This window comes from Listeria fleischmannii subsp. fleischmannii LU2006-1 (assembly GCF_000344175.1).
Classification (GTDB): Bacteria; Bacillota; Bacilli; order Lactobacillales; family Listeriaceae; genus Listeria; species Listeria fleischmannii.
Window position 1 is genome coordinate 1 of the sequence record NZ_ALWW01000024.1, and the last position, 15,621, is coordinate 15,621.

Consider the following 15,621-nt stretch of genomic DNA (forward strand, 5'->3'; position numbering starts at 1 on the left):
GAACCGTTCACGTAAGTAAAAATAAAAATGATATAACAATAAAATATTTTAGATAAGTTATTAAAAAAACTTTCAAGTCATGGTGATGGAAGAAGTCACACCAAGTTTAGAAGATATGATTCGTGCGATTTTAATGCGAATTATGGAAAAAGATCAGGACTTTCAAGTCGAGGCCCTTAGAAAATCTCTTTTATCACGCGAAAAATGGGGTGGGTTTGGGGATAAGTGGGGACTGAAAATGGCGCTATTTCATGCACGTAATGAGCATATATCAAAACCGCTTTTTCAAATTTTCCCGRTTAAAAGGGAAAGTGAATGTGCTGGAATGAACGGGATGGACGTGGAAGTCGAAACATTTATTGTGCTACTTGCCCCTGAAAAGTTGTCACCACAAGGATTAGAAGTGTTAAGTTACATTAGCAAGCCTTTTAATTGAAAAGCGAGGAAACGATTCGTCTTTTTGAATCACGTGATACAAAGCGGATGACACAATTTGTCATTCAAAAATTAAATTATTTCTTAGATGAAGGAAAATAAATGGAGGTTTACAAAATGGTTGAATTAACAAATAGTGATGTTCGTCTAAACCAAACGTTTGGAACAAAAGAAGAAGCAATTCGTGCAGCAGGAAACCTACTTTTGGAACAAGGATATGTAGAAGAAAGTTATATTGAATCCATGATTAAGCGAGATGCCTTAACATCTACGTTTATTGGAAATATGGTCGCTATTCCACACGGGACTGACGATTCCAAGAAGGCGATAAAAAAATCAGGCATTGTACTGTTACAAGTGCCAGAAGGTGTGTCTTTTGATGGGAATGAAGCGAAAGTGATTATTGGAATAGCAGGAATTGACGGGCAACATATGGATTTATTATCCAATATTGCCATCGTATGCTCAGAAGAAGAGAATGTGCAAAAATTAGTTGAAGCGAAAAACGGAAAAAGCTATTATTGAATGTTTTGAAGGGAGCGAGATTGCATGAATCAAGTAGCTGTGCATTTTGGAGCTGGAAATATCGGTCGCGGATTTATCGGATTACTCCTAAGTCAAGCAGGCTATCATGTGATATTTTCAGATGTCAATGAAAATATTACAAACGAACTACACGCCAGAAAATCCTATAAAGTGGTACTCGCCGCAAACGAAAAAGAAGAAATTATGGTAACAAATGTAGATGCGATTAATAGTCTAACAGAACCTGAAAAATTAACAGACGCCATTCGTCAAGCGAAAATTGTTACAACAGCTGTTGGGCCTAATATTTTACCGAAAATTGCGAAAAGTATATCGTTAGGGCTGGAAAATCGACCAAACGAACCACTGCTCATCATCGCCTGTGAAAATATGATTGGCGGCTCCGAACTCTTAAAAGAAGAGGTCTATAAGTACTTATCTCCTGAAGGAAAAAAACACGCCGATTTATACGTTCGCTTCCCAAATGCAGCGGTTGACCGTATTGTCCCGAATCAAACGAATATTGATCCGCTAGAAGTGCTCGTCGAACCATTTTTTGAATGGGTAGTCGAAAAACCAGCTCATTTTGCGTTACCGGAAATTGAAGGCCTTCATTTCGTAGATGACCTAACCCCGTACATTGAAAGAAAATTATTCACTGTGAATACAGGACATGCTGTGACTGCTTATCTTGGTTATATGCGCGAGATTGATTCCATTCTATCTGCCATTCATAATGAACGCATCTTATTTGCAGTTAGAAGTGCTTTAGAAGAAACAGGTGCTCTCCTTGAGAAAAAATTTAATTTCTCTCACGAAGAACATCAACTATACATTGATAAAATCATTGATCGGTTTAAAAACCCCAATATTTCTGATTATGTCGACCGTGTAGGACGTTCGCCAATTCGTAAAATAGGGGAGAATGATCGTTTTGTACAACCCGCAAGACAGTTTGTTGAAGCGTTTAATGAAACGCCAAAAGCACTGGCAAAAGCTATTGCAGCTGCCCTTCATTTTAAAAATCCAACTGATGAAGAAGCCTGCTTGTTACAAAAATCAATTGAAGAAGAAGGGCTCGAGCAAACCATTTCGAATTACACAGGATTAAAACCTTATTCCATGCTCTTTGAACGTGTCAAAGAATCTTATTATGAACAAGTTTAACATGTAATTCAGGTGACAAGACACTTAAAGTTAGCTTTTTTCTATAAAACCATTTATAATGGAAAAGAATTTATAGAAAAAGGGGTAAGGAACATGAAAGAATATTTTATCGATCGATCGTACAAGGCATCTATGGGAATTGCAAACGCCGTTTTAGTTACACTTGGCATGGGATTATTACTGCAAACTATCGGAAATTTAGTTGGTCTCGATTTTCTTGTGAAAATTGGAGCAATTGGAAAAAATATGTTAATTCCGGGTTTAGGAATTGGAATTGCCATTTGTTTAAGAGCAAATACTCTCGTTGTGATTAGTGCTGCTGCCTCTGCAGTCATTGGGGGCGGCGGTATTTTAGCACTTGAAAATGGTGGTTTTGCAATCGCAGGCGGTGAGCCAGTAGGGGCCATTTTAGCCGTTCTTGTAGCCGTATGGACTGGGAAGCGCGTGAGTGGAAAGACGAAATTTGACATGATTGTTATACCAGGCGTTTCTCTATTAGCAGGAGGGCTTTCAGGCATTCTCTTTGCTAAAATTATGACGCCTATTTTAGTGACCGCAAGCGGTTTTATTACGTCGCTCGTGTCTGGTTCGCCGATTATTTCCTCAATGGTGATTGCCGCCGTTTTTGGTCTGCTAATTTTAAGTCCAGCTTCATCCGCTGCACTAGCCATTGCACTTCAATTGGACCCAACCGCAAGCGCCGCCGCATTAATAGGCTGTAGCGTTCAATTCGCCTCCTTTGCCATTCTAAGTTTTCGTGATAACAATTGGGGTGGCTTTTTTGCCCAACTAATCATTACGCCAAAACTACAAACGGCGAATATTATTCGAAAGCCAAGCCTCATGTTAATCCCCCTTTTAACAGCCCTAGTCGCTGGTCCCATTGGCGTCCTCGTTTTTAACTTACAAGCTACCGCAGAAATTGCCGGTATTGGCTTGTGCGCCTTTGTTGCCCCGCTCTACCTTATTGCTAATTACGGAATTGAAACATTCCTAGCGTTTGTCCTTGTCGCCGTCATCTTCCCAGCGGCAGTAGCCTTAATTGTACGTCCCATTTTATTACGTAACGAGAAACTTAAAATGGGCGATTTAAAAATCGAATTAGAATAAGAAGGCAACATAAAATCCCCTATTACATGTGTAATAGGGGATTTCAGACTGCTGACAAACGGCAATCTTCGTTGTTAAGCCTTCCGTTCCGGTGCTCACGTACTCAAGTACGCTCCACTCCGGTACTCGGCACTGCTAGAATCTCACCATTTGTCAGCAGTCTGATTTTGGTGAGAATCGTTTTGTTTTGCGTAACCTTTGAGTTTTCTACAAGCTGTCATAAAATCCCCTATTACATGTGTAATAGGGGATTTTACCGATGAGTTGTCTTGCCACTCACCTGATGGCCGGTTTGCCCGATGTTTCTGTATAAACATGTTCACTTGAGATAAAGATAACGGTTAGACTTTGAGTATGCAAGTAGAGAAGTGAAGTCTTACTAATTGGAAAATAACTTAGCATCAATTAGTTGGGAAAAAAGTTAATTTACATGTTCCCTGACTTTGACCGAATGATAATTATCATTTGGTAGCTACTTAACATATCGCCATCTTTTTAAATACGATACTGTATTCAACTACTTCAAGATTAAAATCGAAGTACTTGACGTAACGAAAATCCGTTTCTCAAGCCGTTTTCGAATTTGAACTTTGGTCTTAGTCGCGGCTATTCACCATCGCCTTCCTCCTGCCATCCAAGTTCGAAAAACCATCCATCAGACGTTACCGGCATATGACAAAGCTGAAAATTCAGCTTGTACACACACTATTTTAACGTAGAAGCGACTTTTTTGCGATGTGTGCGTAATGAACTAAAAAATCTTTCATTCGCAACGCCTCTCTTTCTTTTGTTACTATATTATATCCGTTTCGCCAATTTGTAAACGCTTTATAAGTAAAATAAGCCAAAAGATTAGTTTTTGGGAAAAATTGGCATTGAATTGCGCCTTACGTACTAGTTTTAAACCGAAAAAAGATTGACAGCCTTATTAAATTCTATTATGATAAATATCAGTGAGAATGATTATCAGTCTCGCAAATGAATTAAAAAAGGAGTAAAGAAATGAAAAAAATAGTATTAGGTATACTCGTTATTCTTACACTTGCGCTTGCGGCATGTGGGACTAGTGATTCAGATAAAGCAAATTCTAAATCTGAGGGAAGCAAAACGATTACATATCAGTCGGAAAATGGGGCGATTAAAGTTCCGAAAAATCCAAAACGCGTGGTCGTCTTAACTGGTTATGCGGGAGATTTAATTCAACTAGGTGTTCCAATTGTGGGAGCAGATTCGTATAGCATGGATAATCCGAACTTTAAAGAGGGGCTAAAAGATGCTAAACTTATCTCAGAGGAAAATGTAGAAGATATCATTGCTTTAAAGCCAGATCTAATCATTGGAGCGAGTACTTCAAAAAATCAAGATAAATTGAAAAAAATTGCGCCACTTGTTACTTTTACATATGGAAAAAATGATTATTTACAACAACATATTGAAATTGGTAAAACTGTAAATAAAGAAAAAGAAGCAACAGACTGGGCAAATGATTTTGAAAAACGAGCTGAGGAAGCTGGAAAAGAAATTAAAGATAAAATTGGTGCGGATACGACGATTTCAGTCGCTGAAAACTTTGACAAACAGCTTTATGTATTTGGCGATAATTGGGGACGTGGCACAGAGATTCTTTATCAAGCAATGGGTCTTAAAATGCCGCAAACAGTAAAAGATGCTGCCTTAAAAGCAGGATATTATGCCGTTTCACCTGAAGAACTTGGAAAATATACAGGGGATTACATGGTATTAAGTAAAACGAAAGGTCAAGATGCTTCCTTCATGGATACGGCTACCTATAAAGAAATTCCTGCTGTTAAAAATAACCGTGTATTACAAGTTAAAGCAAATGAATTCTATTTCAATGATGCTCTAACATTAGAATTCCAATTAAAAACATTTAAAAATTACTTTTTAGGAAAATAGAAAAGGTGGGTTGACATGTCCGTTAAAATACCGATCTGGTCCAGATTCGTCCTTGTGTTTTTATTACTTATAGCTATGTTCGGTCTTGCTTTATCGTTTGGATCCGTTCATTATTCATTTGGATTTCTCATTGACGGTTTTTTTCACGGACAAAACCAAAAAGAAATCACAACACTATATGAGCTCAGGTTGCCGCGAAACATCGCGGCAATTCTGATTGGCGCAGCGCTTGGAGTTTCAGGTAGCATCATGCAAGCTCTGACACGAAATCCACTCGCTGACCCCGGAATTCTAGGCGTTTCTGCTGGCGGAAATTTAAGTTTAGCGCTCATCATTGCATTTATGCCAAACCTTGCTTTCCCCGGAAAAATGCTTGCTTCATTTTTAGGCGCTGCCGCAGGGACGATATTTGTTTTAGCGATTAGCAAACAAGGTAATATCTATAAAATTATTTTGGCGGGTGCTGCCGTTTCAGCATTTTTAACAGCGATTGCAAGTGCGGTTAGCATCCTGTTTAAAACGTCAAAAGAAATGAATATGTGGACGTCTGGTGGACTTGTAGGGACAACGTTTCATGAAGTGGCTTTGATTGCCCCAGTCATTTTACTTGCTCTTGTTGTAAGCTTATTTTTTTCTAAACAAATTGGCATTTTAACTATGAGCGATGAGGTGGCTGTGGGGCTTGGCATTTCAATTCATCGTACGCGACTCCTGCTCTTTTTCTTTGTCGCTATTTTAACGGGTGCTTCCGTCGCACTAATTGGTGAGATTGCATTTGTCGGTTTAATCGTACCGCATTTTGCCCGTTTTATTGTAGGTGCCAACTATAAATACATATTGCCGATGTCCGCTTTAGTCGGCGCCTTATTTTTACTTATTGCTGATACACTTAGCCGTACGCTAAATCCGCCGTTTGAAATTCCAATTGTGGCGATTTTGTCCGTTATCGGTTTACCATTCTTTATTTACATCGTGAGAGGGGGATTAAAAGGATGAACAAATCACGTTTTATGCTTTTCTTTTTCTCCGGTCTTATCATCCTCCTTTTAACGGCCCTGTTTAATTTAACAGTGGGAACAGAAGCCTTGCCGTTTTCGCGTGTTCTCGCCGTTTTAACTGGGCAAGGTGAGATGCTTGAAAACTTTATTTTATTCGACCTGCGACTTCCGAGATTGCTTATCGTTTTATTCGGAGGTATGGCGCTCGTTTTATCGGGGAGTCTTCTTCAAACGCTGATGAAAAACGACTTAGCCGATCCAGGCATTATCGGCGTCAATTCAGGCGCCGGCGTAGGCGTAGCCATTTTTTTCTTGTTTATGCCATTTAGTGCGGTAAGTGTGAATTTGATGCTTCCGTTAGCTGGCGTCATTGGCGGGCTTGTGACCGCTTTTCTTATCATCCTTTTATCACGAAATAATCCGCAGTACCTCATTTTAAACGGAATCGGTTTCTCTTTTGCCATGAGTGGCTTGATGGTTGTGCTCATGTCCTCGGCGAACCGAGAGAAAGTCGATTTTCTAGCCAAGTGGCTGTCGGGTTCCATTTGGGGTGTTGAATGGCCGTATGTCTGGGTCATGTTTATAATGCTTCTGCTCCTTGTGCCGATTGTCTTTTTATACGGGCACAAATTAGACCTTTTAACTTTGGATGAAAATACCATTATTAATTTAGGCTTGCGGGCAGGTATTTGGCGCATTCTTTTTATTGGTGTTGCCGTCGTTTTTGCAGCCGTAACCGTATCAATAACAGGAGCGATAACGTTTTTAGGTTTAATTGGCCCGCATATCGCGAGGTCACTTGTTGGCCCTAAACACCGCTTTTTCTTACCTATCGCCATGTTAGTAGGGGCGGAATTATTTCTTATTGCAGATACCATCGCAAAACCCCTTCAACTACCAGCTGGCATTATCGTTTCGATTATCGGCAGTCCGTATTTTATTTACCTCTTATTTAAAAAATGAGGAAAAAACCAGTCGCATCTCATTGCGACTGGTTTTCAGACTGCTGACAAACGGCAATCTTCGTCGTTAAACCTTCCGTTCCGGTGCTCACGTACTCGAGTACGCTCCGCTCCGGTACTCGGCCCTGTCTAGAATCTCACCATTTGTCAGCAGTCTGATTTTGGCGTGCGTCGTTTTGTTTTGCGTAAACTTTGTGTTCTTCTACAAGCTGAAACCAGTCGCATTTCATTGCGACTGGTTTTTTTTTTAATCTTCTATAAAAAAGGCCATGATGATATCATCTACAGGTTCCCCATCTAAAATAAATTCTTTTTCCAAGCGGCCTTCTTCGTGGAAGCCGTTTTTCTGATAGAAACGAATGGCTTTTTCATTTTTAGAAAGCACACGCAATTGTAATTTCGTATACCCTTCTTTTTTAGCATATTCCTTTAAATAAGCCATAAGTTCTTGCGCAATGCCTTGCTTTTGATAATCTGGATGAACCGCAATATCAAGTGTGGCAACATGCTGATTGGATTTTAGAGGAGTGGGTGAATGATAGCCTAAAATCCCAACCACAACTCCGTCTTTAACAGCCACGACTTTTTCACCGGCAGGGTTTTTAGCTAAATATTCGGCGGGGGAGTCGAAATGGATGGTGCTAGGTGTGGTTCCTTTTGTCCAAACTAAATGTTCTAGCGTCATCATATCTTTTGCATCTTCTTTTTTCGAGTATCTGATTTCCAAAATTGCATCACCTTCTAATTGTATTTTTTAGCATAAGAAAAAGATTTTTTTAGTGTTTTAACGAGACCGTCATTCGAATAGAGTAGCACATTTCCTTTATAGAGTTTAAGTGTAAGTAAAAAGGCAAGCGCTGTTGTAAGGATTAAAATACCGAGCGAGATAAATATACCTGCGTTTGAGACGGATAATAAGTCCATGCGCGCGAGCATCATCATCGGTGAAAACATCGGCACATATGAACCTATAATGACGAGAATATTATCTGGAACATTGCTCGCTGCAATTGATCCCCAGTAGCCGAGAATTGAGAGCATCGTAAGCGGATAAATAAACTGCGCCACCGTTTCAACATTTGGAACCATCGACCCGACCATAGCCGACAAAATAATGTAAAGGAGCAGGCCAAACAAAATAAAGAGCAGGTTTAGGATTAAATAGTAGGGTGGGAATGCCGATAATTGATCGAGTATGCCCTTTACAAGGTCCGTGTTTTTCATAGCGAGCATCACACTGATTGAAACCACTGCATAAAAGCCAATTTGCGTGAGTAGCATTAAAATAATCGCTGTTAATTTAGCTAACAAATGGGTAGTCGCTGTCACACTGGATAAAATGACTTCCATAATACGCGTTCCTTTTTCTGTTGCAATTTCAGATGCGACAATATTCGCATAGCTCATGACGAAAATAAAAATAAGCAAGGTTAAAACGAGAATAGCGGCGTTCATAACTTCTTTTTGTTTATTCGTCAATTGGTCAGTTGATTCAACATGGTTTTTGACAGGCACAGGGGAGGTAATATCTTGCAACTGAGCTTCTGTAATTTTATAATCCTCTGCTTTTATGGCCACCTTGGCAGCCGTTAAGTCGGTTGTAATACGTGAGAGGACTTCTTGACCGGCTGTTTCTTCTGTTGTATAAACAGCTGAAATTTGGCCTTCTGTATCGGTGATTTTGAGGTAGCCGTCTAATTTGCCAGCGCTAAGTGCCTTTTTGGCAGACTCTTCCGTTTGAATGTTCGTTTTAACTTGAAAGTAATCCTTGTCTTTTTCAAACGGCGCGATAAAGGCTTCATTATCACTTAAAATCGCGATTTTTGTCATATCACCACTATCAAAATAATCAATAATTTTCGGAAGTCCTACGATAAAAGCAGCAATTAGAATAGGGAAGAGTAATGAAAATAGAAATGATTTTGTTTTCACACGACGTTTGTAGACTTGTCTTGTTATCACCCAAAATTTATTCATTTTCTTCACCCGCTTTCCATTTGAAAATTTCTTCTAGTGTTGGCGGTTCTAGACTGAACATGGGAATAAAACCATCTTTTGTTACGTATTGAAAGATAGGTTCGGCAAAGGTTTCATTTTCTAATTCAAGCTGCAAAATATCACCTGGTTTTTCGGAAATTTGCACAACGCCTGGTAAGCCAAGTAATTCTGCTTTTTGATAGGGGGATTTTAGTCGGATACGTTTATGACCAAAACTTTCCTTCACAGAATCTGTATTGCCACGCAGCACGGTTTTCCCTTTTTTTAGCATGAGTAATGAATCGCACAGTTCTTCTACATTCTCCATGCGATGACTGGAAAAAATAATCGCTGTGCCTCGCGCGCTCATTTCAAACACAATGCTTTTAAGAATTTCAGCATTAACGGGGTCAAGGCCGCTAAAGGGTTCGTCTAAAATAAGTAATTTGGGATTATGTAGCACGGTGCTGATGAGCTGGATTTTTTGCTGATTTCCTTTGGATAGGGTTTTAACGAGATCTGTTTTTTTGCCGACTACCTCTGCATGGGCAAGCCACCGGTCGATTTCAGGAAGAACGTGCTTTCTAGACATCCCTTTTAACTCTGCGAAAAATAGGAGCTGTTCTTCAATTGTGACGTTTGGATAGAGGCCACGTTCTTCGGGTAAATAGCCAATTAAGTTGGGGTCGATTTTAGTTGTGGGCTGGCCTTTCCACGTAATTTCTCCACTTGTTGCTTCTATAAAATGTAATACTAGGCGAAAGGTTGTGGTCTTACCAGCGCCATTTTGCCCGATTAAACCGAGAATTTTTCCGGGCTCAATTTTAAATGAAAGGTCATCCACTGCGGTTTTAGCGCCAAATTGTTTGGTGACGTGTTGCAATTCTAGTGACATCAATTCTCCTCCTTTTAAATCTATACCTTCTATTTTACCAAAAAATCTGAATAAATTACGGATTTTTTAAAATTCACGTGAAAATTTTTAATTTTTTCCTTTTATAGTGAAAAGATTGATTTAATATTCACATAAGATTTCGATATGATAAGAATAGCTCAAACTATTTAAAAACTTTTTAAAGAGGGTTGTAATATGAGGAATAAATTAACTTTCGTTGCCGACGAAATTTATGCAGAAATGAAAAAAGATATTTTAAATCATAAGTTCGAGCGTGAAGAACAGATTACAGAAGACTATATCGCGCGCAGGTTTAATGTTTGCCGGCCATTTGCGACAGAAGTCCTTGAAAATCTTGTTGAGACTGGGTTACTCAGTTATAGCTATAAAGTACATACCGTTAGTGAGGCGGATTTTCGTTTTATGTCACGTATTAAAATGACATTTTATAATTTAAGTTATGCCGTTCAAAAATTAGAAGAAAAAGATGTTCCAGTTTGTTTTGATTGTTTGAAACAAGAATTAACGAAAATCAAACTAGCCGCACGTGAGCAAAATTTAGAGGCTTTTATAGCTGGTATTCAAAACTTCTATGGCTGTATGATTGAGCACACAGAAATGCCAAGCTTAGAAAATAATATAAAATATTTAATTGATACATTAATTTTTCTGGAAAAAGAAAACGAAGATACATTTTTTAGTCATATCGCTTATGGCGTTATCGATTATTTAAGTGAACTAACAGATTCGCTTATTAAATACGAATTTGAGAAATGTCATCAAACTTTAAATCAATTTTATACCCATAATGTTAATCTGCTTTTTAACGCATAAAGAGGAGACCGCACGCGGTCTCCTCTTTTAATTACCCATCTTAAATTCATCGCTCGTTAATTCGAATTTTCCTTTTAAACCAGAAGTAATATAGACTTTTTTATCTTTGCTTACAAAGATAGCTTCTACGCCTTTATGTGATTCAATAAATTGGAGTCCTTCTTGAATGCCTTTTGAAAAAGCAGCGGAAGAAAGGCCGTCTCCTGTAATTGATTTTTTACTAATAATAGAAACACCAGCAATATCATTATCAAACGGATAACCTGTTTTCGGATCAAATAAATGATGGTATTTTTTGCCATCTACTTCCAAGTACCGTTCATAAATGCCTGAGGTTACGATAGATTTATCTTGTTCAGGTAATTTTCCAAGAATCGTATTGCGCGGAGAGAAGGGGTCTTGGATACCCACGTTCCAATCGCCGCCTTTTGGACTTTCACCTTGAAGTAAAATATTACCACCTAAATCAATAATAGAAGTAGTCACACCATTTTCCTTAAATACTTTACCAACCTCATCAGCGATAAAGCCCTTTGCGATACCACCTAAATCAAGTTCCATCCCTTTTTTTTTCTAAATAAATGGTTTTATTTTGTTCATCTAATTCAACGTTTTTATAATTGATAAGTGGCAAACGTTCATCAATTTCATTTTGAGAAGGTTTTCTCGCATCTGGAAAACCAATATGCCACAGTGACGTAATCGGTCCAATTGTAATATCTTTTGTCCCGCCTGTTTGTTTACTATATTTAATACCTTCTTTGACAAGATAAAAAATATCATCATCAACTTTAACCGGAGCAATGCCGCTTTTCGCATTGACGTTATCAATTTCGGATGTCCTCTTTTGTTCATCATTGACGTCAATTTTATCAGCTAGTTCACGCACACGGTCGAATCCTTTATCTAAAACGTCCTCTTTTCCCTTATCATAAATTTTGAGGGTTACAACAGTCCCCATCAAAAATTCAGTTTTCGTATACGGACTTGATGCTAAATCACGCTCAGTTTGGCTTGTTTCGTTTTTCGTCGCCTGTGAATTTTCGCCACATGCTGACAAGAGAAGAACTGAGCAAGCTGCTATACTAATAAGGAGTTTACTTTTTTTCATTATGTCACCTCGAATTTTTTCTTACGCTATAAATGTAACTTGTTGGGCTCACTAAGTCAATAAGGCTAGTGAACTATAGTCTGCGATTTTTTAGCCGAAAAAACCCATGTTCATAAATAAAAGCAGAAAGTGTAATGGTCCCGATTCCAACTAAACAACCAGCAATAACATCACTTGGATAATGCACGGACAAGTAAACGCGAGAAATCATAATAAGTAAGATAAAAAGAGCAAACAAAATCGGCACAACCACTTTACTGCTTTTTTTCTTTAAATAAAAAAGAAGAAGTAAAATAGCCAAAAAACCATAAAATGTCGTGGAGCCTGCGGCGTGTCCGCTTGGAAAACTGTAACCAGAAATGGGAATAAGGGGATCATCTGGCCGCTGTCTTAAAGTAATATGTTTGAAAATTTGAGGAATCAAAAGTTCGCCAGTAAAAAAGGTAGCACCAGCCCAAATCGCAAGCCTAACGCCTAATTTGCGCCACACAATGATAACCGTAATCAGCGAAAATAAAATCATCGCTATCGTCCCGCCAAGTTGTGTTAAAATTGTAAAAAATAGCGTCTTAGAATCCGTCACCCCACCCTGAAGGAGAGGAATCAATGTGTCATCTATTTGCGTAATAAAAGAAAGGTGAAAACTAACACCAATCCATAAAAAAAGAAAGAGTAAATAAGAAACCAAACTAATAATAAGTAATAAATACTTTTGCCCGCCTGAGTTAGCCATAAACATCCACCTCATTATTTTATAGTAAGAAAAAAGGATGAAAGAAAAATCTTTCATCCTCAATTTGATGAGCCATGATGGGCTCGAACCATCGACCCTCTGATTAAAAGTCAGATGCTCTACCAACTGAGCTAATGGCTCAAAAATGGCTGGGCTAGCTGGATTCGAACCAGCGCATGACGGAATCAAAATCCGTTGCCTTACCGCTTGGCTATAGCCCAATACTGGTGGAGGAGAGTGGATTCGAACCACTGAACCCTAAGGAACGGATTTACAGTCCGTCGCGTTTAGCCACTTCGCTACTCCTCCAAATATTAATAAATGCCGACTGCAGGAATTGAACCCGCAACCTACTGATTACGATTCAGTTGCTCTACCAGATTGAGCTAAGTCGGCACAAGCACATCTGAAAGTAGAGGCAATCTATATACAATCCGTCTCTTTAAATATCAGATGTCAAACAACTTCAATCAAAAGTTACTTCATTATAATAAACTATTTTGACCCATAATGCCAGCTTTATGATACCACATTATGAGAATGACCCGTACGGGATTCGAACCCGTGTTACCGCCGTGAAAGGGCGGTGTCTTAACCGCTTGACCAACGGGCCGTAGTGAAAAGTAATTTTACAGCCAAAATCTATTATATAAACATCTACCAAATTTGTAAATACCTAAATTAAAGTTTTATTTTTCTGAAAATAATTTTGATTTTGTTTGAGAAAAAAGGGTATATAGTGTTAAAATCAAGGGTTATTTTCGCACTTATTTTCCGTAGATAAAAAATAACGTTACAAGCTTGACGAGCTGTGCTATAATTTGTCATATTGTTTTTTATATCATTTAAATTTAAATAAAAAGGTAGGGAATATCATGGCTTCGCCTCTTAAAAGATTATTAATTGGCCGACCGCTTAAAAGTACTGAAGCTGGGGAGCAAAAACTAGGGAAATTAAAGGCACTTGCTGTTCTTTCATCAGATGCCTTATCATCGATTGCTTATGGAACAGAACAAATTTTACTTGTTCTTGTCACGGTAAGTGCTGCTGCAATGTGGTACTCACTTCCAATCGCACTATGCGTCTTAATATTGTTATTTGCACTTAATCTATCTTATAAACAAATTATTTATTCTTATCCACATGGTGGTGGGGCTTATGTAGTTTCAAGAGAAAATTTAGGGAAAAATGCCGGTCTTGTAGCGGGTGGTTCGCTTTTAGTTGACTACATGCTCACGGTTGCAGTTAGTGTTTCCTCTGGGACAGATGCCATCATTTCAGCAATACCATCTTTATTTCCATTTGCTGTTCCTATTGCAGTTGTACTTGTTATTGGCGTGACCATAATTAATTTACGAGGTATTACAGAATCCGCTAGCATATTAGCTATTCCGGTGTATCTATTTGTTTTCTCTATTATTGTGCTTATTTTTACCGGCTTAATTAAATTAATGCTTGGAATAGATGCTACCCATGAAACAGCTTCAGTTGGGACGCACGTTCAAGGTGTGACAGTGTTCCTATTGCTACGCGCATTTGCATCTGGCTCTGCTTCTTTAACAGGTGTCGAAGCGATTTCAAATGCTGTGCCACTTTTTAAAAAAACCTCAAGCCAAAAATGCCGCTAAAACGTTAACGATTATGGCTTCTTTATTAGGGTTTTTCTTTTTAGGGATTACCGTTCTAGCTTTTATGTACGGAACTGTACCAGAACTCAAGGTAACCGTATTATCGCAAATTGCAGAAAATGTCTTTGGTCGTAATTTTATGTTTTATTTTATTCAGGCTACAACAGCACTGATTTTAGTACTAGCAGCCAACACAGGTTTTTCGGCCTTCCCTTTACTAGCTTTTAATTTAGCTAAAGATAAATATATGCCGCGAATGTATTTAGCTAGAGGTGACCGTCTAGGTTATTCAAATGGCATTATAACACTAGCCATTGGTTCGATTGTGCTTATTATTTTATTTAAAGGTAAAACAGAGTTACTAGTGCCATTATATTCTGTAGGGGTGTTTATTCCATTTACCTTATCTCAATCAGGTATGATTATAAAATGGTGGAGAGAAAGATCAGAAGGATGGAAGAAAAAATTAGCCGCGAATTTATTAGGTGCGATTATTTCTTTCACAGTATTAATTGTTCTCTTTTTAACACGTATTGAATCTGTATGGCCTGTTTTTATCTTCCTACCGATTATGATTTATGTATTCCATAGGACAAGAAGCCATTATGTCAAACTTGGTCCACAATTAAGGGTCGATGAAACAATGGATTTAGATGTTCCCGACTTCAAAGGGAATGCAGTTATTGTAGCCGTTTCTGACACGACCAAAGTTGTAGAAGGTGCTCTAAAGTATGCTAAGTCAATTGGTGACACAGTTATAGCGGTCCATGTTTCAGTAGACCGTGAACAAGGGAAGGAGTTTGTTGAAAGATGGAATAGAGTTCATCCAGAAGTAAGAATTGCTCATCTCTATTCTACTTACAGGTCTATCTCTGAACCGCTTATGAAATTTATTGATACTGCAAAGCAAAAAGCAGATCAAGACAACTATTCATTAACTGTGCTCATTCCGCAGTTTATTCCTAAAAAAGGCTGGGAGAACATACTTCACAACCAGACTAGCTTAATGATACGCACTAGGCTCATGATGAAACGCGATGTAGTAGTGGCAACCTATCCGTATCATTTAAAGGAATAGTTTTCTTCGGGGGAAAGAAAATGTTGTGGAATAGGTCAAGCATAGCAAGATTTTCATTTGATGTAAAAAGTAGAAAATGATATTTTATGTCATAAAAACATTGAAAAACACTCTTTTCGTTAATTGAAAAGAGTGTTTTATTTTAGGATAGGTAAGTAAAAATTTAAAATTACTCATTTTGTCAATTATTTTTTCACTGTTATGAAATAAAAAATAAACAAAAAAATAAGTTTGAGTGGGTATTTTTTTTA

The 15,621-nt window shown here is 38.2% G+C and carries 12 protein-coding genes, 5 tRNA genes and 2 pseudogenes; 9 read left to right on the forward strand and 10 right to left on the reverse strand.

Annotation, left to right across the window (positions count from 1 at the left end):
* The first annotated feature begins 85 nt into the window (after positions 1 to 85).
* The 7 genes from LFLEISCH_RS08355 (at position 86) to LFLEISCH_RS08385 (ending at position 7,115) form a co-directional block, all read left to right on the forward strand.
* Positions 86 to 436: a PTS sugar transporter subunit IIA gene (locus LFLEISCH_RS08355; protein WP_040504812.1), complete on the forward strand. Its 351-nt coding sequence runs from the start codon at positions 86 to 88 to the stop codon at positions 434 to 436.
* Between the two features lie 116 nt (positions 437 to 552).
* Positions 553 to 960: a PTS mannitol transporter subunit IIA gene (locus LFLEISCH_RS08360; protein WP_007475422.1), complete on the forward strand. Its 408-nt coding sequence runs from the start codon at positions 553 to 555 to the stop codon at positions 958 to 960.
* Between the two features lie 24 nt (positions 961 to 984).
* A complete protein-coding gene (locus LFLEISCH_RS08365; RefSeq protein ID WP_007475424.1) occupies positions 985 to 2,127 on the forward strand; it encodes a mannitol-1-phosphate 5-dehydrogenase in 1,143 nt (380 codons plus the stop codon).
* A 93-nt stretch (positions 2,128 to 2,220) separates the two neighbouring features.
* Positions 2,221 to 3,237, forward strand: a complete 1,017-nt coding sequence (locus LFLEISCH_RS08370) for a PTS sugar transporter subunit IIC (RefSeq protein WP_007475427.1) — start codon at positions 2,221 to 2,223, stop codon at positions 3,235 to 3,237.
* A gap of 1,002 nt (positions 3,238 to 4,239) precedes the next feature.
* Positions 4,240 to 5,154, forward strand: coding sequence for an iron-hydroxamate ABC transporter substrate-binding protein (locus tag LFLEISCH_RS08375; protein WP_007475428.1), 915 nt, complete (start codon positions 4,240 to 4,242; stop codon positions 5,152 to 5,154).
* Between the two features lie 15 nt (positions 5,155 to 5,169).
* Positions 5,170 to 6,150: a FecCD family ABC transporter permease gene (locus LFLEISCH_RS08380; RefSeq protein ID WP_007475430.1), complete on the forward strand. Its 981-nt coding sequence runs from the start codon at positions 5,170 to 5,172 to the stop codon at positions 6,148 to 6,150.
* A complete protein-coding gene (locus tag LFLEISCH_RS08385) occupies positions 6,147 to 7,115 on the forward strand; it encodes a FecCD family ABC transporter permease (RefSeq protein WP_007475432.1) in 969 nt (322 codons plus the stop codon). Before LFLEISCH_RS08380 ends, LFLEISCH_RS08385 begins: the two co-directional genes overlap by 4 nt.
* A 246-nt stretch (positions 7,116 to 7,361) precedes the next feature.
* Here the strand turns inward: LFLEISCH_RS08385 and LFLEISCH_RS08390 are convergent, their stop codons facing one another.
* From LFLEISCH_RS08390 to LFLEISCH_RS08400, 3 genes are read right to left on the reverse strand one after another with little or no spacing between them, the layout of a single operon-like run.
* A complete protein-coding gene (locus LFLEISCH_RS08390) occupies positions 7,362 to 7,841 on the reverse strand; it encodes a GNAT family N-acetyltransferase (RefSeq protein ID WP_007475434.1) in 480 nt (159 codons plus the stop codon).
* 14 nt (positions 7,842 to 7,855) lie between these two features.
* Positions 7,856 to 9,091 carry an ABC transporter permease gene (locus LFLEISCH_RS08395; RefSeq protein WP_007475436.1) on the reverse strand — a complete coding sequence of 412 codons (1,236 nt, stop codon included), beginning with the start codon at positions 9,089 to 9,091 and terminating at the stop codon, positions 7,856 to 7,858.
* Positions 9,084 to 9,986: an ABC transporter ATP-binding protein gene (locus LFLEISCH_RS08400; protein WP_007475438.1), complete on the reverse strand. Its 903-nt coding sequence runs from the start codon at positions 9,984 to 9,986 to the stop codon at positions 9,084 to 9,086. The genes LFLEISCH_RS08395 and LFLEISCH_RS08400 overlap by 8 nt, the downstream gene beginning before the upstream one ends.
* Before the next feature lie 195 nt (positions 9,987 to 10,181).
* Between LFLEISCH_RS08400 and LFLEISCH_RS08405 the strand changes: the two genes are divergently transcribed.
* Complete coding sequence (locus tag LFLEISCH_RS08405; RefSeq protein ID WP_007475440.1) at positions 10,182 to 10,820, forward strand: GntR family transcriptional regulator; 639 nt, start codon at positions 10,182 to 10,184, stop codon at positions 10,818 to 10,820.
* Between the two features lie 27 nt (positions 10,821 to 10,847).
* Here LFLEISCH_RS08405 and LFLEISCH_RS08410 read toward each other — a convergent pair.
* The 7 genes and pseudogenes from LFLEISCH_RS08410 to LFLEISCH_RS08440 all read right to left on the reverse strand — a co-directional run bounded on the left by LFLEISCH_RS08410 (position 10,848) and on the right by LFLEISCH_RS08440 (position 13,277).
* Positions 10,848 to 11,931 (reverse strand): annotated as a pseudogene (locus tag LFLEISCH_RS08410) (FAD:protein FMN transferase).
* 73 nt (positions 11,932 to 12,004) lie between these two features.
* The gene (locus tag LFLEISCH_RS08415; RefSeq protein WP_007475442.1) at positions 12,005 to 12,664 is read right to left on the reverse strand and encodes a phosphatase PAP2 family protein; all 660 of its coding nucleotides are present in this window, start codon (positions 12,662 to 12,664) and stop codon (positions 12,005 to 12,007) included.
* A gap of 68 nt (positions 12,665 to 12,732) precedes the next feature.
* Positions 12,733 to 12,805, reverse strand: a tRNA-Lys gene (locus LFLEISCH_RS08420).
* A gap of 5 nt (positions 12,806 to 12,810) precedes the next feature.
* Positions 12,811 to 12,885 (reverse strand) — tRNA-Gln (locus LFLEISCH_RS08425).
* A 4-nt stretch (positions 12,886 to 12,889) separates the two neighbouring features.
* Positions 12,890 to 12,973, reverse strand: a tRNA-Tyr gene (locus tag LFLEISCH_RS08430).
* 13 nt (positions 12,974 to 12,986) lie between these two features.
* Positions 12,987 to 13,060, reverse strand: a tRNA-Thr gene (locus LFLEISCH_RS08435).
* A 145-nt stretch (positions 13,061 to 13,205) separates the two neighbouring features.
* Positions 13,206 to 13,277 (reverse strand) — tRNA-Glu (locus tag LFLEISCH_RS08440).
* Between the two features lie 262 nt (positions 13,278 to 13,539).
* Between LFLEISCH_RS08440 and LFLEISCH_RS08445 the strand changes: the two are divergent.
* Positions 13,540 to 15,370: pseudogene (locus LFLEISCH_RS08445) on the forward strand (APC family permease).
* Positions 15,371 to 15,621 lie beyond the last annotated feature (251 nt).